Genomic DNA, 16548 nt, shown 5'->3' with positions numbered 1-16548 from the left:
GTTTGGTGGGACATAGTAGTGAATTAAATTGAAATACACCTTAGAGTTGCAAGGCTGAACAATTATAATAATTGAGATTAATTAAGTAAGTTTTGTCGGAGTGCCTCCGTTATCATGGGCTAGGATATGTTAGTATCCGAATGAGTGGCTAAAAAAGCAAATTGGGTGGTACCACGGGTTATAACAGCTCGTCCCTATATAGGGGCGAGCTTTTTTGTATGCTTTTTTAGTTAGATGAATTTATTTTAAACTTATATCAGCTGATAATAATACTTAAGTTTTTGACAAATTAAAATTTAATCTGCAGTAATTTAAAGATTGATGTTAAAGTAAAAATTTTGATTAACATCATAAGAAAGGATGAAAACTATGTCTATTCAATTAATGATAGTCTGTCTATATGTAGTATTATTATTTGCAATATCTTTTTATGTAAAACATCGCGCTAATAAAAATCCTATGGAGTATTTATTTGCAGGAAGAAAATTATCTACATCACTTATTGCTTTTAATGTAACAGGTCTTGCTGTAGGGGCTGCTTCTACTGTTGGTGTGGCAGAAAATGCAACACAGGTAGGAATAGCAGCTGGTTGGTACAATGGAGCATGGGCTATTGGTGCTGTGGTTATGGGAATTTTAGCCGCAGGAAAATATAGACAAATGGGTTGTTCTACGATACCAGAATTGTTTGAACGTTATTATGATAAAAAAGGTCGTCTTATAAGTGCAATTGGTTTAGCAATCATTCTTATTTGTATTACTTCGCTTCAATATGTAGCAGGCGGGGCAATTTTATCAACACTTATGCCAGATATATTTTCTATGAAAACAGGCATGATAATGAGTGCTATAGTTTTCATCGGTATCACTGTTGTGGGTGGATTGTGGTCTTCTGGTATGTCCAATATGATAAGCGTTAGCTTGATTTATTTAGGAATTTTATATTCAACTATTTCTGTCGTAGATAATAATGGTGGTCTTGTAAATATTAATAATAATTTACCTGTAGTTGATTTTTCTTGGTTTAGTCCTATTGGTGGCTTAGGTTTAGCTGTAGTATTGGGTTGGATTTTAATTATGATATCTCAAGCACTCACATTACAGGGAACTGTACAGATTGCCTGCGGTGCAAAAGATGCTAAAACAGCAAAAAAAGGCTTTATTTTAGGTGGAGCATTGATTTTTCCAATTGGCTTTTTATCAGCTATTTTAGGTTTAGCAGCTAAAGTTCAATATCCAGATATTAATCCAACTATGGCACTTCCTCAAATCATTATGAGCTTAGATCCTGTAGTTTCAGGGATAACACTTGCAGCATTATGGGCAGCAGATGTTTCCACTGCTTGTACAATATTATTAGGTGCAGGCACACTTATTTCTCAGGATATTTATAAACGTTTTATTAATCCACAAGTAACAACTGCAAAATTTTTGCAAGTAAATCGTTTAGTTATATTATTAGTAGGTCTTGCTACTTTATGGTTAGCATTTAATGCAGTGGGAATTTTAAAAACTATGATGATTGGTTTAAGTTTGACTACTGCATTTACTGTGGTATTTTTATTTACTGTATTTGCTCCTAGCCTTTGTCGTAAAAATTCAGCATTTTACACTACCGTTGTAGGCTTGATAGGATTAGTTTTATGGCAATTTGTACCGCAGATACATGTATTGCCACATGTAATTTATTTTGAATGGATTATCTGCATAATCAGCTTTTTAATTATCAGTGTTGTGGATAAACAACCAATTAAAATTGTAGAAAAAAATAGATATGAAGAAAAAGTGCTAGTAAAACAAGAAGTTTTGAGCCGTTAAAATTTTTTACAACCTGACAAGTAAAAATACTTGACAGGTTGTTTTTTGTCATATATAATAATCAAAGTCGTAAGGACAAGATTGAATTAAAGATATAGATAATGAAAGCTCAGGTGGTTTAAATGTTAGAAAAGTTTTTGCACATGAGCACTTTATTTGATATTTATGGGGCTTTGCTAACTGACAAACAGAAACGTTGTCTACAAATGCATTTATTTGAGGATTTTTCACTATCAGAAATAAGTGCAGAGTTAGGAATTTCACGTCAAGCTGTTTATGACATGTTGCGTCGCAGTGAGCAAATCATGCAGCAATATGAAGATAAATTAGGTTTGGCAGCCCGTTCGACAAAAGAAAAAACAGAGCTTTTGTCAATTTTATCTGATTTATTAGCATTAAAGCAGGAATCAGAAGATAACAGGCTTAATAATATAATAAGACGTATTTCTGTGTTAACAAATGATAGCAAGGAGGCATAAATTTGATTTTTGAAAATTTAGCTGATCGTTTGCAAGAGACTTTTAAAAAATTGCGTGGTCATGGTAAATTAACAGCTGATGATGTTAATGCTACCATGCGAGAAATTCGCATAGCTTTATTAGAAGCCGATGTAAACTTTAAAGTAGTTAAAGATTTTATTAAAAAAATAAAAGAACGTGCAGTAGGACAAGAAGTTTTAGAATCTTTGACACCTGCACAGGCTGTTATTAAAATTGTTAACGAAGAGTTAACAGCATTGATGGGGCAGACTCAAAGTCATATAAACATTTCACCAAAAGCTCCTACAATTATCATGATGGTAGGTCTTCAAGGGGCAGGTAAAACAACATCTGCTGGTAAACTTGGTTTGATGTTTAAAAAGCAAGGCAAACACCCATTGATGGTTGCAGCAGATATCTATCGTCCAGCAGCTATCAAACAGTTACAAGTACTCGGTAGTCAAATTGATATTCCAGTATTTGCTAAAGAAGATTGTAAAGATGCTGTGCGTATCGCTAATGAAGCAATAGATTATGCAAAATCTCATGCTAATGATATTGTAATCATCGATACAGCAGGACGACTTCATATAGATGAAAACCTCATGCAAGAGTTGAAATCTATAAAAGAAGATGTAAAACCGCATGAAATCTTATTAGTAGTTGATGCTATGACTGGTCAAGATGCAGTTAATGTAGCAGAAAGCTTCAATAATGATTTAGGTTTAGATGGTGTTATCTTAACTAAAATGGACGGGGATGCTCGTGGTGGTGCAGCGCTTTCCGTTAAGGCTGTTACAGGTTGCCCTATTAAATTTGTGGGTGCTGGTGAAAAATTAGAAGCCTTAGAACCATTTTATCCAGATAGAATGGCTTCTCGTATCTTAGGTATGGGTGATGTGCTTACTTTAATTGAAAAAGCACAGACTGCTTTTGATGCAGAAGAAGCAAAAAAAATGGAAAAAGCTTTCCGCAAAAATGAATTTACTTTAGATGATTTCTTATCTCAATTAAATCAAGTGAGAAAGCTTGGCTCTTTTGAAAATATCTTAGGTATGATACCTGGTATGGGTGGACTTAAGAAAAAACTTGGTGATGTGGATATCGATATGAATGGTAAAGAAATCAAACATATCGAAGCTATTATTAGAGCCATGACACCAGAAGAAAAAAGAAATACAAAAATCATCAATGGTTCTCGCCGTAAGCGTATCGCTATGGGTAGTGGAACAAAAGTTCAGGAAGTCAATAAGCTCTTAAAACAATTTGATGAAATGAAAAAAATGATGAAGAAAATGTCTAATATGAAACAGTTAAATAAGAAAGGTAAAAAAGGAAAAGGCGGTTTTAAACTTCCTTTCTTTAGATAAACCTTCTATAATATAACTTAATCACTTTAAGGAGGTGAAAACATTGGCAGTTAAAATTCGTTTAAATCGTATGGGTGCTAAAAAACGTCCATTCTATCGTATCGTTGTAGCAGATTCTCGTGCTCCACGTGATGGTCGTTTCATCGAAATCTTAGGTAACTATGATTCCACAAAAGAACCTGCTATTATCAATATTGATGAAGAAAAAACTTTAGACTGGATGCTCAAAGGTGCTCAGCCTACAGATACAGTTAAATCTTTACTTAGCAAAAAAGGTATCATGACTAAATTTGATGCAGCTAAACATGCTAAGAAATAAGAAAGAGGCAAATAGATGAAGGAACTTGTTGAAGTAATAGCAAAATCACTCGTTGATTATCCAGAACAAGTTACTGTTGATGAAATCATTGATGGTAATCATGTTTTGTTAAAATTGCGTGTAGCTTCAGCTGACATGGGAAAAGTCATTGGTAAACAAGGCCGTATAGCCAAAGCCATGAGAACTGTAGTGAAAGCTGCAGCTTCCTGTGAAAATAAAAAAGTTACAGTTGATATCATCGAATAATTGCAATAAAAATAGCCGAAGGTCGATTATGACTTTCGGCTTTCTCTTTATCCAAAATCTTTTCATTATAATATATATATGATAGTATATATCATGAGATTAATGAAATAATTAAAGTGAGGTTATAATTATGGAAAGCATTTCTTTACAATGTCCAGTAACAATTAAAGTAAAAGTTACTGAAAAATTTAGAGCTAAAATGTTAGATAAAATGGAAAAACAATTAGCAGAAGTAGATTTAAAATTATCTAAAATCGACATTCAAAAGAAAAAATTTTTAGAAGAACATGCTGAAGATAATATTCAACAAGTCGGAGCAATTGTTCAAAAAATGGAAGTAGACAAAGCTAAAGGTTTAAAATTAAAAGCTAAAATTGAACAAGATATTGCTGATATGAAACATTTAGGTTTAGGTGCTGAAATTATTCAAGGTACTATGCAACATGTATTTAATGTAAAAGTTGGCGATAAAATGCCAGCTGTTATGAATACTGAAATTATCGTAGAGGATGAAAAAATCATTGAAATCCGCAACTAATAAAAAGATTATTATTGGTAAAATCGGTGCAGCTCATGGTGTTAGAGGAGATATGAAAGTATATCCTTTAACAGATTTTCCTGATAGATTTAACACTATAAAAAAAGCATATGTAGATGATAAAGAGATAAATATTATTTCTACTCGCTATCAGGGAAATTTTGTAGTTATGAAAGTAGAAGGTGTTAATTCTCGTGAAGAAGTAGCACGTTTTACAAATAAATTATTGAAAATAAATCGCAGTGATGTACCACCACTTGAAGATGGAGAATATTATGCTTTTGATATAATCGGACTTCAAGTAATCAATCAAGATGATGTTGTTTTAGGTGAAATAACAGAAATTTTGAAAACTGGTAGCAATGATGTATATATTACTAAAGCTAAAGATGGCAGACAAATTTTAATTCCAGCATTAAAGAAAGTAGTTACTGAAATAAATATTGAAGATGGATTTATGAAAGTAATTTGGGATGAAAATCAGGAAGTGTAATTATGAGAATAGATATATTATCCTTATTTCCTGAGATGTTTGGCGGAGTTTTTGGTTGTAGTATTACTAAAAGAGCGATTGAAAAAAATATTTTAGATATACAAATAACAAATCCTCGTGATTTTGCTTTTAATAAGCATAATCAAGTTGATGATACAGCTTATGGTGGTGGTGCTGGCATGGTGATGAAGCCAGAGCCATTATTTAGAGCTGTAGAAGACGTTAAAGCTAAAACGCAAATTGAAAATAGCAAGGTTATATTGATGTGTCCTACTGGAAAAGTATTCACTCAAGAAAAAGCGAAAGAACTTGCTAATTTTGATCAGTTAATATTTATTTGTGGTCATTATGAAGGCTTTGATAATCGTGTGGTACAAAATTTAGCTGATGAAGTAATTTCTATTGGCGATTATGTATTAACAGGTGGAGAACTTCCTGCTATGGTGGTAATTGATGCTGTATCAAGAATGCTTCCAGGCGTATTAGGCTCTGGAGAGTCTGCGCCAACAGATTCTTTTTATAATGGGCTTTTAGAATATCCACAATATACAAAACCACGTGAGTATAGAGGTCTTAGCGTACCTGATGTACTACTTTCAGGAGACCATGCTAAAATAGCAAAATGGCGTCGACAAGAATCTTTGCGTGTTACGTATACAAATAGACCAGACTTACTTGAAAAAGTAGAATTAAGCAAAGATGATAAGAAATTTTTAGAGAAATTGAAAAATAATTCTAAATAAAAAAAAGGCTTTTAATAGAAGACAAAATCTATTAAAAGCCTTTTATAATTTTTTAATAATAAGATTTAGATACAACACTTGTTAAAGTTAAATTAATTATGGTGGAACAATAGTTTTTCCTGCACTACAATTCAAATACAACACTTGTTAAAGTTAAATAAAAAAGAGTGCCTAGTCCATAGACTAAGCACCCCCAATTCAAATACAACACTTGTTAAAGTTAAATCAATGATAAATGTATTATCTTTGCCAAATATCAGGAATTCAAATACAACACTTGTTAAAGTTAAATGTGCGATAACAGCAGGAATTGGTCTTGGTGCGATTATTCAAATACAACACTTGTTAAAGTTAAATCTAAATCTTGCGGGTGTTTAAATAAAAACAGACATAATTCAAATACAACACTTGTTAAAGTTAAATCTATTGATTTTTTTATTTTGTTCACATATAATCGAGAATTCAAATACAACACTTGTTAAAGTTAAATTTGTCTGTTGAACATCTGTATCTACATCTACCAAAGCCATTCAAATACAACACTTGTTAAAGTTAAATTAAAAATATTTATGCTATTCAGTCGGTAAAAATAAAATTCAAATACAACACTTGTTAAAGTTAAATTATTCACTTTAAATTTTAAGGAAAGTAATTGTATAAAATTCAAATACAACACTTGTTAAAGTTAAATGTTTGCATAGTCCATGTTTTACCAGCACCAACACTAATTCAAATACAACACTTGTTAAAGTTAAATAGCTGTTCCACAATCTCTGCTGGACTAGGATTGCTATTCAAATACAACACTTGTTAAAGTTAAATGCAAATATATACTGTAACTAGAACAGAAGGGCATTTATTCAAATACAACACTTGTTAAAGTTAAATTGGGGTTATCTAGATTAGACATATCTTTAGCTTCTGCATTCAAATACAACACTTGTTAAAGTTAAATTCATCTAGCATAACACTTAACGGAACAACTACAATATTCAAATACAACACTTGTTAAAGTTAAATTCCTTTAGCCAACGCTTCCGCTTTTTTTATAAAATTCAAATACAACACTTGTTAAAGTTAAATAAAAGTAGTTATACATCATTTAATCGCTAAAGATACATTCAAATACAACACTTGTTAAAGTTAAATATAGCATTAGTGTTATATTCACCTACAACATTAGGTATTCAAATACAACACTTGTTAAAGTTAAATAGATTTTCCTGTATAAATAATGCTCTCACCTTTTTTAATTCAAATACAACACTTGTTAAAGTTAAATCAGCACGTATGCGAGCTGTAGACTACACAGGGGAACATTCAAATACAACACTTGTTAAAGTTAAATTTAAATTCTTCTTCAGCACATCCATTGTCAATTTCGTATTCAAATACAACACTTGTTAAAGTTAAATCAGAACAACCGCCTATTAAAAACTTTACACTTACTAATTCAAATACAACACTTGTTAAAGTTAAATGCTGTAAAAAGAAATCCAGTTAGTAAAAAAAAGGCTATTCAAATACAACACTTGTTAAAGTTAAATAGATTTATAGGTAGGTTTGAAGAATTGGTTATAGAAATTCAAATACAACACTTGTTAAAGTTAAATTTCTATAAGTTCGGCTAATTTAGCACTTACAACCTAATTCAAATACAACACTTGTTAAAGTTAAATCCAATGGTGATATTCCATATAAATCTCCAAGTAAATTCAAATACAACACTTGTTAAAGTTAAATTGGTGATGTGGCTGGAGAATTTCTGGCCAGTAAAAAATTCAAATACAACACTTGTTAAAGTTAAATGTCATTTCTATATCATCACCTAACAGCTGTGTATTAATTCAAATACAACACTTGTTAAAGTTAAATATATTGACTGGGAAGCAGTAAAAAATGCAGGTATATTCAAATACAACACTTGTTAAAGTTAAATGGGAATATAGCGGAGAGCCTTATCATTTTAGGATAAACAATTCAAATACAACACTTGTTAAAGTTAAATCTGGCGAAATATTAGGAGTAGATAAATATTTTTCTAAATTCAAATACAACACTTGTTAAAGTTAAATCCAATGGTGATATTCCATATAAATATTTTTCTAAATTCAAATACAACACTTGTTAAAGTTAAATAAGTCCTATGGGGTGTTTTGATAAAGAGATACCTAAATTCAAATACAACACTTGTTAAAGTTAAATATTATAAAAATATTTATAAAAATATTAAATTTAACATTCAAATACAACACTTGTTAAAGTTAAATAGTATTGGCAAAGAACAGGATGTCCAATGCAAGAATTCAAATACAACACTTGTTAAAGTTAAATCACCTTATAACACACCGGAACATGAAGGTTGATTAATTCAAATACAACACTTGTTAAAGTTAAATTCTCTCAAGATGGGCAAAATGCATATACTGGCAGCTATTCAAATACAACACTTGTTAAAGTTAAATCACAATTGACGCAATTAGAAACAAACTTGAACGAGCATTCAAATACAACACTTGTTAAAGTTAAATTTAAAGTATCAGCTGATTTAGTTCCGTTCTATATGAAATTCAAATACAACACTTGTTAAAGTTAAATAGAGTATTAAATATTACCATCTGCAACAAATAATAGAATTCAAATACAACACTTGTTAAAGTTAAATAAAACTTAGTAACCAAATATAATACAGCAAATCCTTTATTCAAATACAACACTTGTTAAAGTTAAATATTGAAGCAAATCGAGTTTGTAATCCTGGAAGCATATTCAAATACAACACTTGTTAAAGTTAAATTAGGCTAATTCCAGCAGACGCCCTGTTAGGGCGTTTATTCAAATACAACACTTGTTAAAGTTAAATGCTTCTTCTACCGATTTAAAACAATTTCCTGTTAGAAAATTCAAATACAACACTTGTTAAAGTTAAATTACAACGTTCTTGCCAATTATATTTTTGCTTCCAATATTCAAATACAACACTTGTTAAAGTTAAATGGCAGGGCTCGACGGCGACAAATTGCAAAGAGCCAATTCAAATACAACACTTGTTAAAGTTAAATCCTATAGATATACGCATTTTAGCATTTCCAGCGTTTATTCAAATACAACACTTGTTAAAGTTAAATTCTTTTTTTACAGGTTTAGTTTGTACTGTTTCTTTATTCAAATACAACACTTGTTAAAGTTAAATGTAATCCATTTCCATAATTGCCATGTAGTGAAGTATCATTCAAATACAACACTTGTTAAAGTTAAATTCTATTTTGAAAAAATTGCTATGGATAAAATCGTATTCAAATACAACACTTGTTAAAGTTAAATGTAATTGCATACCGTTTATTTCTGTATTTTTTAACATTCAAATACAACACTTGTTAAAGTTAAATTCTCAGAAAATATTATGAACAGAATATAAGTGCGGAATTCAAATACAACACTTGTTAAAGTTAAATGACAATTTGTCATAGTCGATTAAGAAGTATTCGGACATTCAAATACAACACTTGTTAAAGTTAAATGCCATATTCAGAAGTGATAGGGCCACCTAAAGGCCAAATTCAAATACAACACTTGTTAAAGTTAAATAGCGTGTTGGGACGGTAAGAAATTAAAATATTTAGAATTCAAATACAACACTTGTTAAAGTTAAATTTATCATTACCGTTTTTTTGGTCTACGTAAATATCTATTCAAATACAACACTTGTTAAAGTTAAATTATTAGTACGGGGCTGTAGCTCAGTAGGATTAGAGCAATTCAAATACAACACTTGTTAAAGTTAAATGCTAGAAAAATCAATCTTTATGATTTTCATTATACTATTAAAAGTATTGATATACAAGGATTTTAGTTGTTTTTTACCAGCGATAATAGGATTTTTGGAGATTTTATAAAAAGGTTTAATTTTCAAGCTTTAGAGGAGTTTTTCTTAATTTTAGCTGGTAATTTTATGGTAAATAAAATTTTATCAAGTAGTAAAAAACAAAAAGCAACTATCAATGATAGTTGCTTTAATTTTATAAATCATATGGTGACCCACCCGGGACTCGAACCCGGAACCTGCTGATTAAGAGTCAGATGCTCTACCAATTGAGCTAGTGAGTCATTAATAACAAAAATTATTATACTGCTCATTTATGTATTTTGCAATACTTTTTTATAATTTTTTTCATATGACTAAAATGTTATAAAATTTAATAAATAAATAATTTTCAATAGTAAAACTTAAAAATATGTAATCTTTTTTCGTATTGTCTTAGAATTTATGAATAATTATGATATAATAAAAATTACTGTTGCAGAAATAAAAAAATATTTAATAGGAGGAATTTTATGAGCCCTGCAGTAATAACTTTATGCGTTTTAGCTGTAGCAGCATTTTTCTTTGTGACAGAGCTTATTCCATTGGCTGTTACGGCTATAGGTGCATCTATTGCATTAGGTCTTTTAGGAGTACTTACTCCACAACAAGTGTTTTCTGGTCTTTCTGATTCCACAGTAGTTTTATTTGCTGGTATGTTTGTTATTGGAGCAGCAATGTTTCAGACTGGATTGGCACAAAAAATTGGTATAAAAGTAGTAAAAAGCGCTGGAACTAGTGAAAATCGTTTGATGGCAGCTTTGATGTGTATTACTATTTTATTATCAGCAGTATCATCAAATACAGCTACAGTAGCTTGTTTGATGCCAGTAGTAATTCAAATTTGTGCGGTAGCAAAAATACCTGTATCCCCACAATTGATGGCATTAGCAGTAGCTGCAAATGTTGGTGGAACAATCACCATGGTTGGTACCCCACCAAATATTTTAATGAGTGCAACACTTCAGGCAACAGGTTTGGAACCTTTTGGATTTTTTGAATTTGCGTATATTGGTGTACCTTTGTCTATAGCTGGTATGGTTTATATGCTAAGTATAGGTAGAAAATTCTGTCCTAGACATTATGTAGAAACTGTAGAGAATGATAAAGCTTCAGATGAAGTTAAAGATCCAAAGAAAATGATAATATGTACTGTTATCTTAATTTTAGTTGTATTAGGTATGGCTTTTGAAAAAAATATTGGTATACCAATGCAAACTACTGCGATAATAGGAGCGTTAGCTTGCGTATTAACAGGTTGTTTATCTGAAAAACAAGCTTATTTAGGTATTGATTGGGTTACTATTTTCTTATTTGCAGGTATGCTACCACTTGCTTCAGCTATGGATAAAAGTGGTGCAGGTAAAATGATAGCAGATGGTGTAGTAGGAATTATTGGGGATAATCCATCTCCAATGTTAATAGTTGTAGCAATGTTTATTTTATCTTGTGGGCTTACACAATTTATGTCAAATACAGCTGCTGCAGCATTATTAGCACCAATTGGTATATCTATAGCACAATCTATAGGTGCATCACCTTATCCTGTGCTTATGGCAATAGGTATTGCTGCTTCTTGTGCATTTACAACACCAGTCGCAACGCCACCGAATACTTTGATACTGATACCAGGTCATTTTAAATTTATGGATTATGTAAAAGTCGGTTTGCCACTTGTTGTAGTTTCTCTTGTTGTTTGCATGATTGTAATTCCTTTCTTCTGGCCATTTTTCCCATGATGAATATCAGATAGTATAAGAGAGTTTTATTTTAGATTTTATTTATAGTTAAAGGATTGATTTTATGGATAGAGAAAATGCTCTTAGTACGATTGCTTCATTTGATACAGAATTATATACATTCTTTCAAGAAGAGGTACAAAGACAAAAATATACCTTATCTTTTATGCCAGAGGAAAATTATTCATCACCTTTAAGCACATATCTTGAAGGTAGTATTTTGTCAAATACATTGACAACACACCATGATGAAGCTAAACCTACAGGCTTAGAAGAAATCACTATTAATCGCATTAATAAATTATTTGGCAGTGAACATGCAGTTATTCGTTTAGAAAGTATAGCAGCTGCTTCTCGCGTTGTTTTTTATAGTTTAGCTAAAAAAGGCGATACTATATTATCTTTAGATAATAGAAAAAGCGACCATTGTAATAGTAAAAATTTAGAATTTAATTTTGTTAGATTTAGTATTGACCCTAAAACACAATTATTAAATCTAGATAGAGTTGAACAAATAGCCAAAGAACATAAACCTAAAGTGATAATTTTTTCACCAGTTAATTATCCAAGAGTTATAGATTATGAAAGATTAGCTAAAATTGCACATGATATAGGTGCTTATATGTGGTTTGATATTTGTCAAAATGTAGGTCTTGTAGCAACAGGACAAATACCTTCACCTGTACCTTATGCAGATGTAGTAACTTTTTCAACACATGATTCTTTAAGAGGACCACAAAGTTCAGTGATTTTATGTAAAAAAGAATTAGCTGATATCATTGATAAAACAGTTATCACTACAGGACATTTTTCTTTGAAAAAAAATATTTTAGCTAGTTTAGCTGTTATATTTAAAGAAGCGACTACAGAAAAATTCAAACAGTATACTAAACAAGTTGTATTAAATGCGAAAGCACTTCAAAAAGGACTAGAAGAAGAAGGCATTACAATTTTATGTAAAGGAACTGATACAAATTTAGTTTTAGTGAACCTTACTAAATTAGGTATTAGCTGTAAAAAAGCGCATAATGCTTTACAAAGTGCAGGTTTTATCGTAAAACCAACTGTATTATCTACTTGTGATGAAAATCTTAATTTTGAAATCTTGAGATTATCTAGTTTGATTTTAACAACTAGAGGGCTTAAAGAAGTGCAGATGGAACACATTGGTAAAATGATGGCTAAGGTATTGAAAAATATTGATGATATGGCAATTATTGAAGAAGTAAGACAAGAAGCAGTAGATATTGCTATGGAATGTCCATTATTTTCTGATGAATGGTTAGCGTTTAAAGATGTATTAAATCCTCTTTATAGTGCAAAAGATATAAATATATCTCATGAATTAGCAGCTGAAAGAAAAATGGCTGTAATGAAAAAATTATTTAGTTTCATGAAAAAATAATATCTATTTAGTATAAAATTTATTTATAGATATTTGCATTAACTATAAAATTTATTGTAGTAATATAAATTAAATGTTATACTAAGAAAAAAATAAATAAAACTAAGGGAGGTTTTATAATGAAAAAAATAGTATTGATTTTTGTAGCTGTTATGATAATGGCATTTTCTAATGTGTGTATGGCAGCTGATGGCGGAGATTTAAATAAAGATCAAAAAGTTGCTGAAACATTTATCAGTGGTATTACAACAGAAAAAGTTTCATATGATAAATTAGGAGCAAATATTGATAATGGATTAAAAAAGAATTTTGATGCAAAAGCATATGATGCATTAAAAAATGAAGTGAAAACTAAATTTGGCGATTTGAAAGAAAGTAAATTTTATTCTTTTGAACGTTATAATAATCAAGACAAAGTAACATATTTAACTTCTTTTAGCCAAGAAAATGTTGTAGCCATAGTTTTTGTTTTTGATAAAAATAATAAATTATTAGAATTTGGTTTATTACCTATACAACAAAATCAACAAGCTCAAGAAAGTGCTCAACAATAATTGTATTTTTATAAATTAAATAAGTAGTTGAATTAAAGAATAGGTTTTTTATATGATTATATAAAAAAACTATTCTTTTTTTTATATACTAGTTAAATAGTATTGTAAAAAATAAAAAAGATGATAGAATTAATATCTATGTCGGGGAATAAATTTAAGAAAGGGAGTTTTTTATGGAGAAGCTTTGGTCAAAGGATTATGTATTAAACATTGTAGGCAATTTGTTATTATTTGTAGTATTTTATTTATTGATGGTTTATACAACTAAATTGGCTATTACAGAATTTAATGTTTCTGTCAGTGAAGCAGGATTAGCCTCAGGGATTTTCATTGTGGGCGCATTGGTAGCACGTTTGGTTATTAGTAGATATATGGATTTCATTGGTAGAAAAAGAATGTTAATCATTGCAGTAGTAATTCATGCTATATGTACATTTGGTTATCATTTTATTGATGGTATGTTATTTTTATGTACTTTGCGTTTTATACAAGGTATTACATATGGCATGGCTTCTACTGTTATTGCTACCATAGTAGCATCTATTGTTCCAGAGAGTAGACGTGGTGAAGGTATTGGTTATTTCACTTTGAGCATTACTTTAGGCTCTGCAATTGGTCCGTTTTTAGGAATTAGTTTACCACAGATAAATCCTCTATATGCACTTGTTTTATGTGATGTTTTATCAATTAGTTTAATTGTTTTGGCTTTTATTTTGAATATAACAGAAATAAAAGTAGGTTTCCGTCAACGTGTAGAAGTTAAATCTTTTCGTTTAAGAACTTTCTTTGAACCTACAGCTATTCCAATTTCTATCGTAGCATTGTTAGGTGCGATTGGTTATTCTGCCGTAATGAGTTATATTGGTACATATAGTGAAACTATTGGTTTATTATTAGGTGGAAGTTTATTTTATATAGCATATTCTATTGCTTGTTTAATTTTTAGACCTATATCTGGTGTAATGATTGATAGATATGGTAATCATGTGGTAATGGTACCTATTTTATTCACTATGATTTTAGGATTTGTTGCTATTGCTTTAGCTCATTCTAATTTAGTATTATTGTTAGGTGCTGTTTTAGTAGGTATAGGATATGGTTCTATTCCTTCAGCAGGTCAAACTATTGCTGTACAAAAAGTTAAGTTAAATAAATTTAGTTTAGCAACTTCAACATTATATATAGCATTGGATTTAGGAAATGGCATAGGGCCATATATTTTAGGTATGGTTGTGCCTATATATGGCTTTAGAGCAGTTTATATGTGTTCAGCAATAGCGGCTTTATTAGCATTTTTATTTTATATAGGTATGATCATAAAATCTCGAAAAGAAAATATGGCAGTGTAAAATAAAAATAACATCTCTAATCTTCTTATTAAGAAATAGAGATGTTATTTTTATTTTAATTTTTTATTATGTGATTTAAGTTAGATAATAATGTTTTATAATCAGCAGTTGTGAAATCACTAACATCGATCGTTAATAAATCACCTAGTTGAAATTTATTATATCCTCTGTTCAGACATCTATTAATAAATTCATCATGAGATAATAATCCCTCAGCATGAGTTCTATCAATAGTTTTTTGCTTAGGGTCATATTTGTTTAAAATATGTCCTAAATGTCTAGAATGATCTAAGTCCCTAGTTTTTTGTCGCTTAAATAAAATTTCTAAATCAGCAGTCATTCTGATCGTAATGATTTTATAATTATATTTTTTAGATAAATTTAATAGATAATTTTTTTGTTTATCACTAAAAGGATAATCACTAATGATATTTTTATCAGAAATCATTAATTTTTCAATAAAAGAATAGTAGTATTCCCAACTTAAATTGATCAATTTATTTTTTTCATCTAAGTTTTTAAAACCATATTTATCCCATAATTGTTCTTTTACTTCATCAGGTGAAAAAGTAACAAAATCAGGATATTCTTTTAGTATCATTTTACATAAATAGGATTTTCCTGTACCAGGATATCCCGCAATTAAAATTAAAAAATTTTTCATAATATCAAACCTTATTTAAATTACTATATAATTATTTTTCAAAAAATGTTTTAACTCTGTTAAATTAGGTAAATTTCCTCTACTACCTAATTTTTGAGTATTAATACTAGCAACTGCACTAGCAATTTGTGTTGTTTGGGTAAGAGAAAAATTATTTATTAAGCCATAAAGAAAAGCTCCATGATAACTATCACCACAACCAGTAGTATCTATAATATTTTTTTGTTTAAATGCTGGCTGATAAATTATATTATAATTATTATCCATAATATAGCTTCCTTTATCGCCTAATGTAATACCAGCAATATAAGAACCTTTTTCGATAATAATTTTTAGTGCTTTAATAGTATCTATTTCATTTGTATATTTATTAGCAAAATCTTTAGCTAAAATACATATATCAGATTTTTGAGCTAATAGATCATTGAATTCATTATAGCGATTGGCCCCACCATCAAAAGATATTTTCACATTGTAATTTTTAGCTATAGTAATGGCATCAGATAAGATTTGTTTATGTCGACCATTTATATGTAAGATTTTACTATTTTTTATTACATCAATAAATGGAGATATATCAGATAGTTCTGTAGTTGTACTTGGTGTAAAATAAATGGCTCTATCACCAGTTGATTTTTTTACTAAAATTGTAGCAGAAGCAGATTGTTTATTTTTCTCAATTTGTATATAGGAGGTATCTACATCATATTTGAGATAATCTGAAAGAATAGATTTTCCAATAATATCATCGCTAATTTTATCAATCATAATAGTTTTAGAACCTAATTTAGAAGCTGTAGATAAAGCAGTACCTACAGGACCACCAGAAGAACAAATAAAATCTAAAGTAGGATGAACTTCTCTACCGTTAGGAAAATTTTCTATTATCATTAAAGTATCTAAAGGAGTAGCGCCAATACCAACAATATCGTATTTTGTATTTTGATTAAATTTCATAATATAACATTC

14 protein-coding genes, 1 tRNA gene, 1 CRISPR repeat array and 1 other annotated feature (1 of these 17 cut by a window edge) are annotated in these 16548 nt (G+C 29.8%); of the genes, 12 read left to right on the top strand and 3 right to left on the bottom strand.

The features are described 5' to 3' along the window. Positions 1-199, top strand: a binding site (T-box leader) (it extends 52 nt beyond the left edge of the window). A gap of 170 nt (positions 200-369) precedes the next feature. The 8 genes from F553_RS0102900 to trmD all read left to right on the top strand — a co-directional run bounded on the left by F553_RS0102900 (position 370) and on the right by trmD (position 6006). Beyond that, complete coding sequence (locus F553_RS0102900) at positions 370-1818, top strand: sodium:solute symporter family protein (protein ID WP_018998920.1); 1449 nt, start codon at positions 370-372, stop codon at positions 1816-1818. 122 nt (positions 1819-1940) lie between these two features. Continuing rightward, on the top strand, positions 1941-2297 hold the full coding sequence (ylxM, locus tag F553_RS0102895) for a YlxM family DNA-binding protein (RefSeq protein WP_018998919.1): 357 nt from the start codon (positions 1941-1943) through the stop codon (positions 2295-2297). Positions 2298-2299: 2 nt separating this feature from the next. Beyond that, positions 2300-3667, top strand: coding sequence for a signal recognition particle protein (ffh, locus tag F553_RS0102890; RefSeq protein ID WP_008538281.1), 1368 nt, complete (start codon positions 2300-2302; stop codon positions 3665-3667). Positions 3668-3710: 43 nt separating this feature from the next. Continuing rightward, entirely contained in the window at positions 3711-3986 is a 276-nt protein-coding gene (rpsP, locus tag F553_RS0102885; protein ID WP_008538280.1) for a 30S ribosomal protein S16, read from the top strand. Positions 3987-4001: 15 nt separating this feature from the next. Further along, positions 4002-4232: a KH domain-containing protein gene (locus F553_RS0102880; protein ID WP_018998918.1), complete on the top strand. Its 231-nt coding sequence runs from the start codon at positions 4002-4004 to the stop codon at positions 4230-4232. Between the two features lie 130 nt (positions 4233-4362). Beyond that, complete coding sequence (locus F553_RS0102875) at positions 4363-4770, top strand: YlqD family protein (protein WP_008538278.1); 408 nt, start codon at positions 4363-4365, stop codon at positions 4768-4770. Further along, complete coding sequence (gene rimM, locus F553_RS0102870) at positions 4742-5263, top strand: ribosome maturation factor RimM (RefSeq protein ID WP_018998917.1); 522 nt, start codon at positions 4742-4744, stop codon at positions 5261-5263. Before F553_RS0102875 ends, rimM begins: the two co-directional genes overlap by 29 nt. Positions 5264-5265: 2 nt before the next feature. Beyond that, complete coding sequence (gene trmD, locus F553_RS0102865) at positions 5266-6006, top strand: tRNA (guanosine(37)-N1)-methyltransferase TrmD (RefSeq protein ID WP_018998916.1); 741 nt, start codon at positions 5266-5268, stop codon at positions 6004-6006. A gap of 63 nt (positions 6007-6069) precedes the next feature. Next, a CRISPR array of direct repeats spans positions 6070-9793; the repeat unit is 30 nt; unit sequence ATTCAAATACAACACTTGTTAAAGTTAAAT. Between the two features lie 244 nt (positions 9794-10037). Here trmD and F553_RS0102860 read toward each other — a convergent pair. Next, positions 10038-10113, bottom strand: a tRNA-Lys gene (locus tag F553_RS0102860). A 228-nt stretch (positions 10114-10341) separates the two neighbouring features. Here F553_RS0102860 and F553_RS0102855 point away from each other — a divergent pair. The 4 genes from F553_RS0102855 to F553_RS0102840 all read left to right on the top strand — a co-directional run bounded on the left by F553_RS0102855 (position 10342) and on the right by F553_RS0102840 (position 14915). Next, positions 10342-11607: an SLC13 family permease gene (locus F553_RS0102855; RefSeq protein ID WP_018998915.1), complete on the top strand. Its 1266-nt coding sequence runs from the start codon at positions 10342-10344 to the stop codon at positions 11605-11607. Between the two features lie 64 nt (positions 11608-11671). Then, positions 11672-13012: a serine hydroxymethyltransferase gene (locus tag F553_RS0102850; RefSeq protein ID WP_018998914.1), complete on the top strand. Its 1341-nt coding sequence runs from the start codon at positions 11672-11674 to the stop codon at positions 13010-13012. 119 nt (positions 13013-13131) lie between these two features. Continuing rightward, the gene (locus F553_RS0102845; RefSeq protein WP_018998913.1) at positions 13132-13566 is read left to right on the top strand and encodes a DUF3887 domain-containing protein; all 435 of its coding nucleotides are present in this window, start codon (positions 13132-13134) and stop codon (positions 13564-13566) included. A 173-nt stretch (positions 13567-13739) separates the two neighbouring features. Then, positions 13740-14915, top strand: a complete 1176-nt coding sequence (locus F553_RS0102840; RefSeq protein WP_018998912.1) for an MFS transporter — start codon at positions 13740-13742, stop codon at positions 14913-14915. A gap of 55 nt (positions 14916-14970) precedes the next feature. Here F553_RS0102840 and F553_RS0102835 read toward each other — a convergent pair whose 3' ends face one another. Further along, positions 14971-15579, bottom strand: a complete 609-nt coding sequence (locus F553_RS0102835; RefSeq protein ID WP_018998911.1) for a P-loop nucleotide/nucleoside kinase family protein — start codon at positions 15577-15579, stop codon at positions 14971-14973. Positions 15580-15594: 15 nt separating this feature from the next. Next, positions 15595-16536 carry a carbohydrate kinase family protein gene (locus F553_RS0102830; RefSeq protein ID WP_008538188.1) on the bottom strand — a complete coding sequence of 314 codons (942 nt, stop codon included), beginning with the start codon at positions 16534-16536 and terminating at the stop codon, positions 15595-15597. Positions 16537-16548: the final 12 nt, after the last annotated feature.

It is taken from the genome of Megamonas rupellensis DSM 19944, assembly GCF_000378365.1.
Classification (GTDB): Bacteria; Bacillota; Negativicutes; order Selenomonadales; family Selenomonadaceae; genus Megamonas; species Megamonas funiformis.
This window is presented reverse-complemented; position numbering and strand designations above follow the sequence as displayed.

What these genes read in the sequence shown, in the direction of transcription:
- F553_RS0102900 (WP_018998920.1), top strand. Translation starts at nt 370, where the DNA reads ATGTCTATTCAATTAATGATAGTCTGTCTATATGTAGTATTATTATTT.
- ylxM (WP_018998919.1), top strand. Translation starts at nt 1,941, where the DNA reads ATGTTAGAAAAGTTTTTGCACATGAGCACTTTATTTGATATTTATGGG.
- F553_RS0102880 (WP_018998918.1), top strand. Translation starts at nt 4,002, where the DNA reads ATGAAGGAACTTGTTGAAGTAATAGCAAAATCACTCGTTGATTATCCA.
- F553_RS0102875 (WP_008538278.1), top strand. Translation starts at nt 4,363, where the DNA reads ATGGAAAGCATTTCTTTACAATGTCCAGTAACAATTAAAGTAAAAGTT.
- rimM (WP_018998917.1), top strand. Translation starts at nt 4,742, where the DNA reads ATGAAAAAATCATTGAAATCCGCAACTAATAAAAAGATTATTATTGGT.
- trmD (WP_018998916.1), top strand. Translation starts at nt 5,266, where the DNA reads ATGAGAATAGATATATTATCCTTATTTCCTGAGATGTTTGGCGGAGTT.
- F553_RS0102855 (WP_018998915.1), top strand. Translation starts at nt 10,342, where the DNA reads ATGAGCCCTGCAGTAATAACTTTATGCGTTTTAGCTGTAGCAGCATTT.
- F553_RS0102850 (WP_018998914.1), top strand. Translation starts at nt 11,672, where the DNA reads ATGGATAGAGAAAATGCTCTTAGTACGATTGCTTCATTTGATACAGAA.
- F553_RS0102845 (WP_018998913.1), top strand. Translation starts at nt 13,132, where the DNA reads ATGAAAAAAATAGTATTGATTTTTGTAGCTGTTATGATAATGGCATTT.
- F553_RS0102840 (WP_018998912.1), top strand. Translation starts at nt 13,740, where the DNA reads ATGGAGAAGCTTTGGTCAAAGGATTATGTATTAAACATTGTAGGCAAT.
- F553_RS0102835 (WP_018998911.1), bottom strand. Translation starts at nt 15,579, where the DNA reads ATGAAAAATTTTTTAATTTTAATTGCGGGATATCCTGGTACAGGAAAA.
- F553_RS0102830 (WP_008538188.1), bottom strand. Translation starts at nt 16,536, where the DNA reads ATGAAATTTAATCAAAATACAAAATACGATATTGTTGGTATTGGCGCT.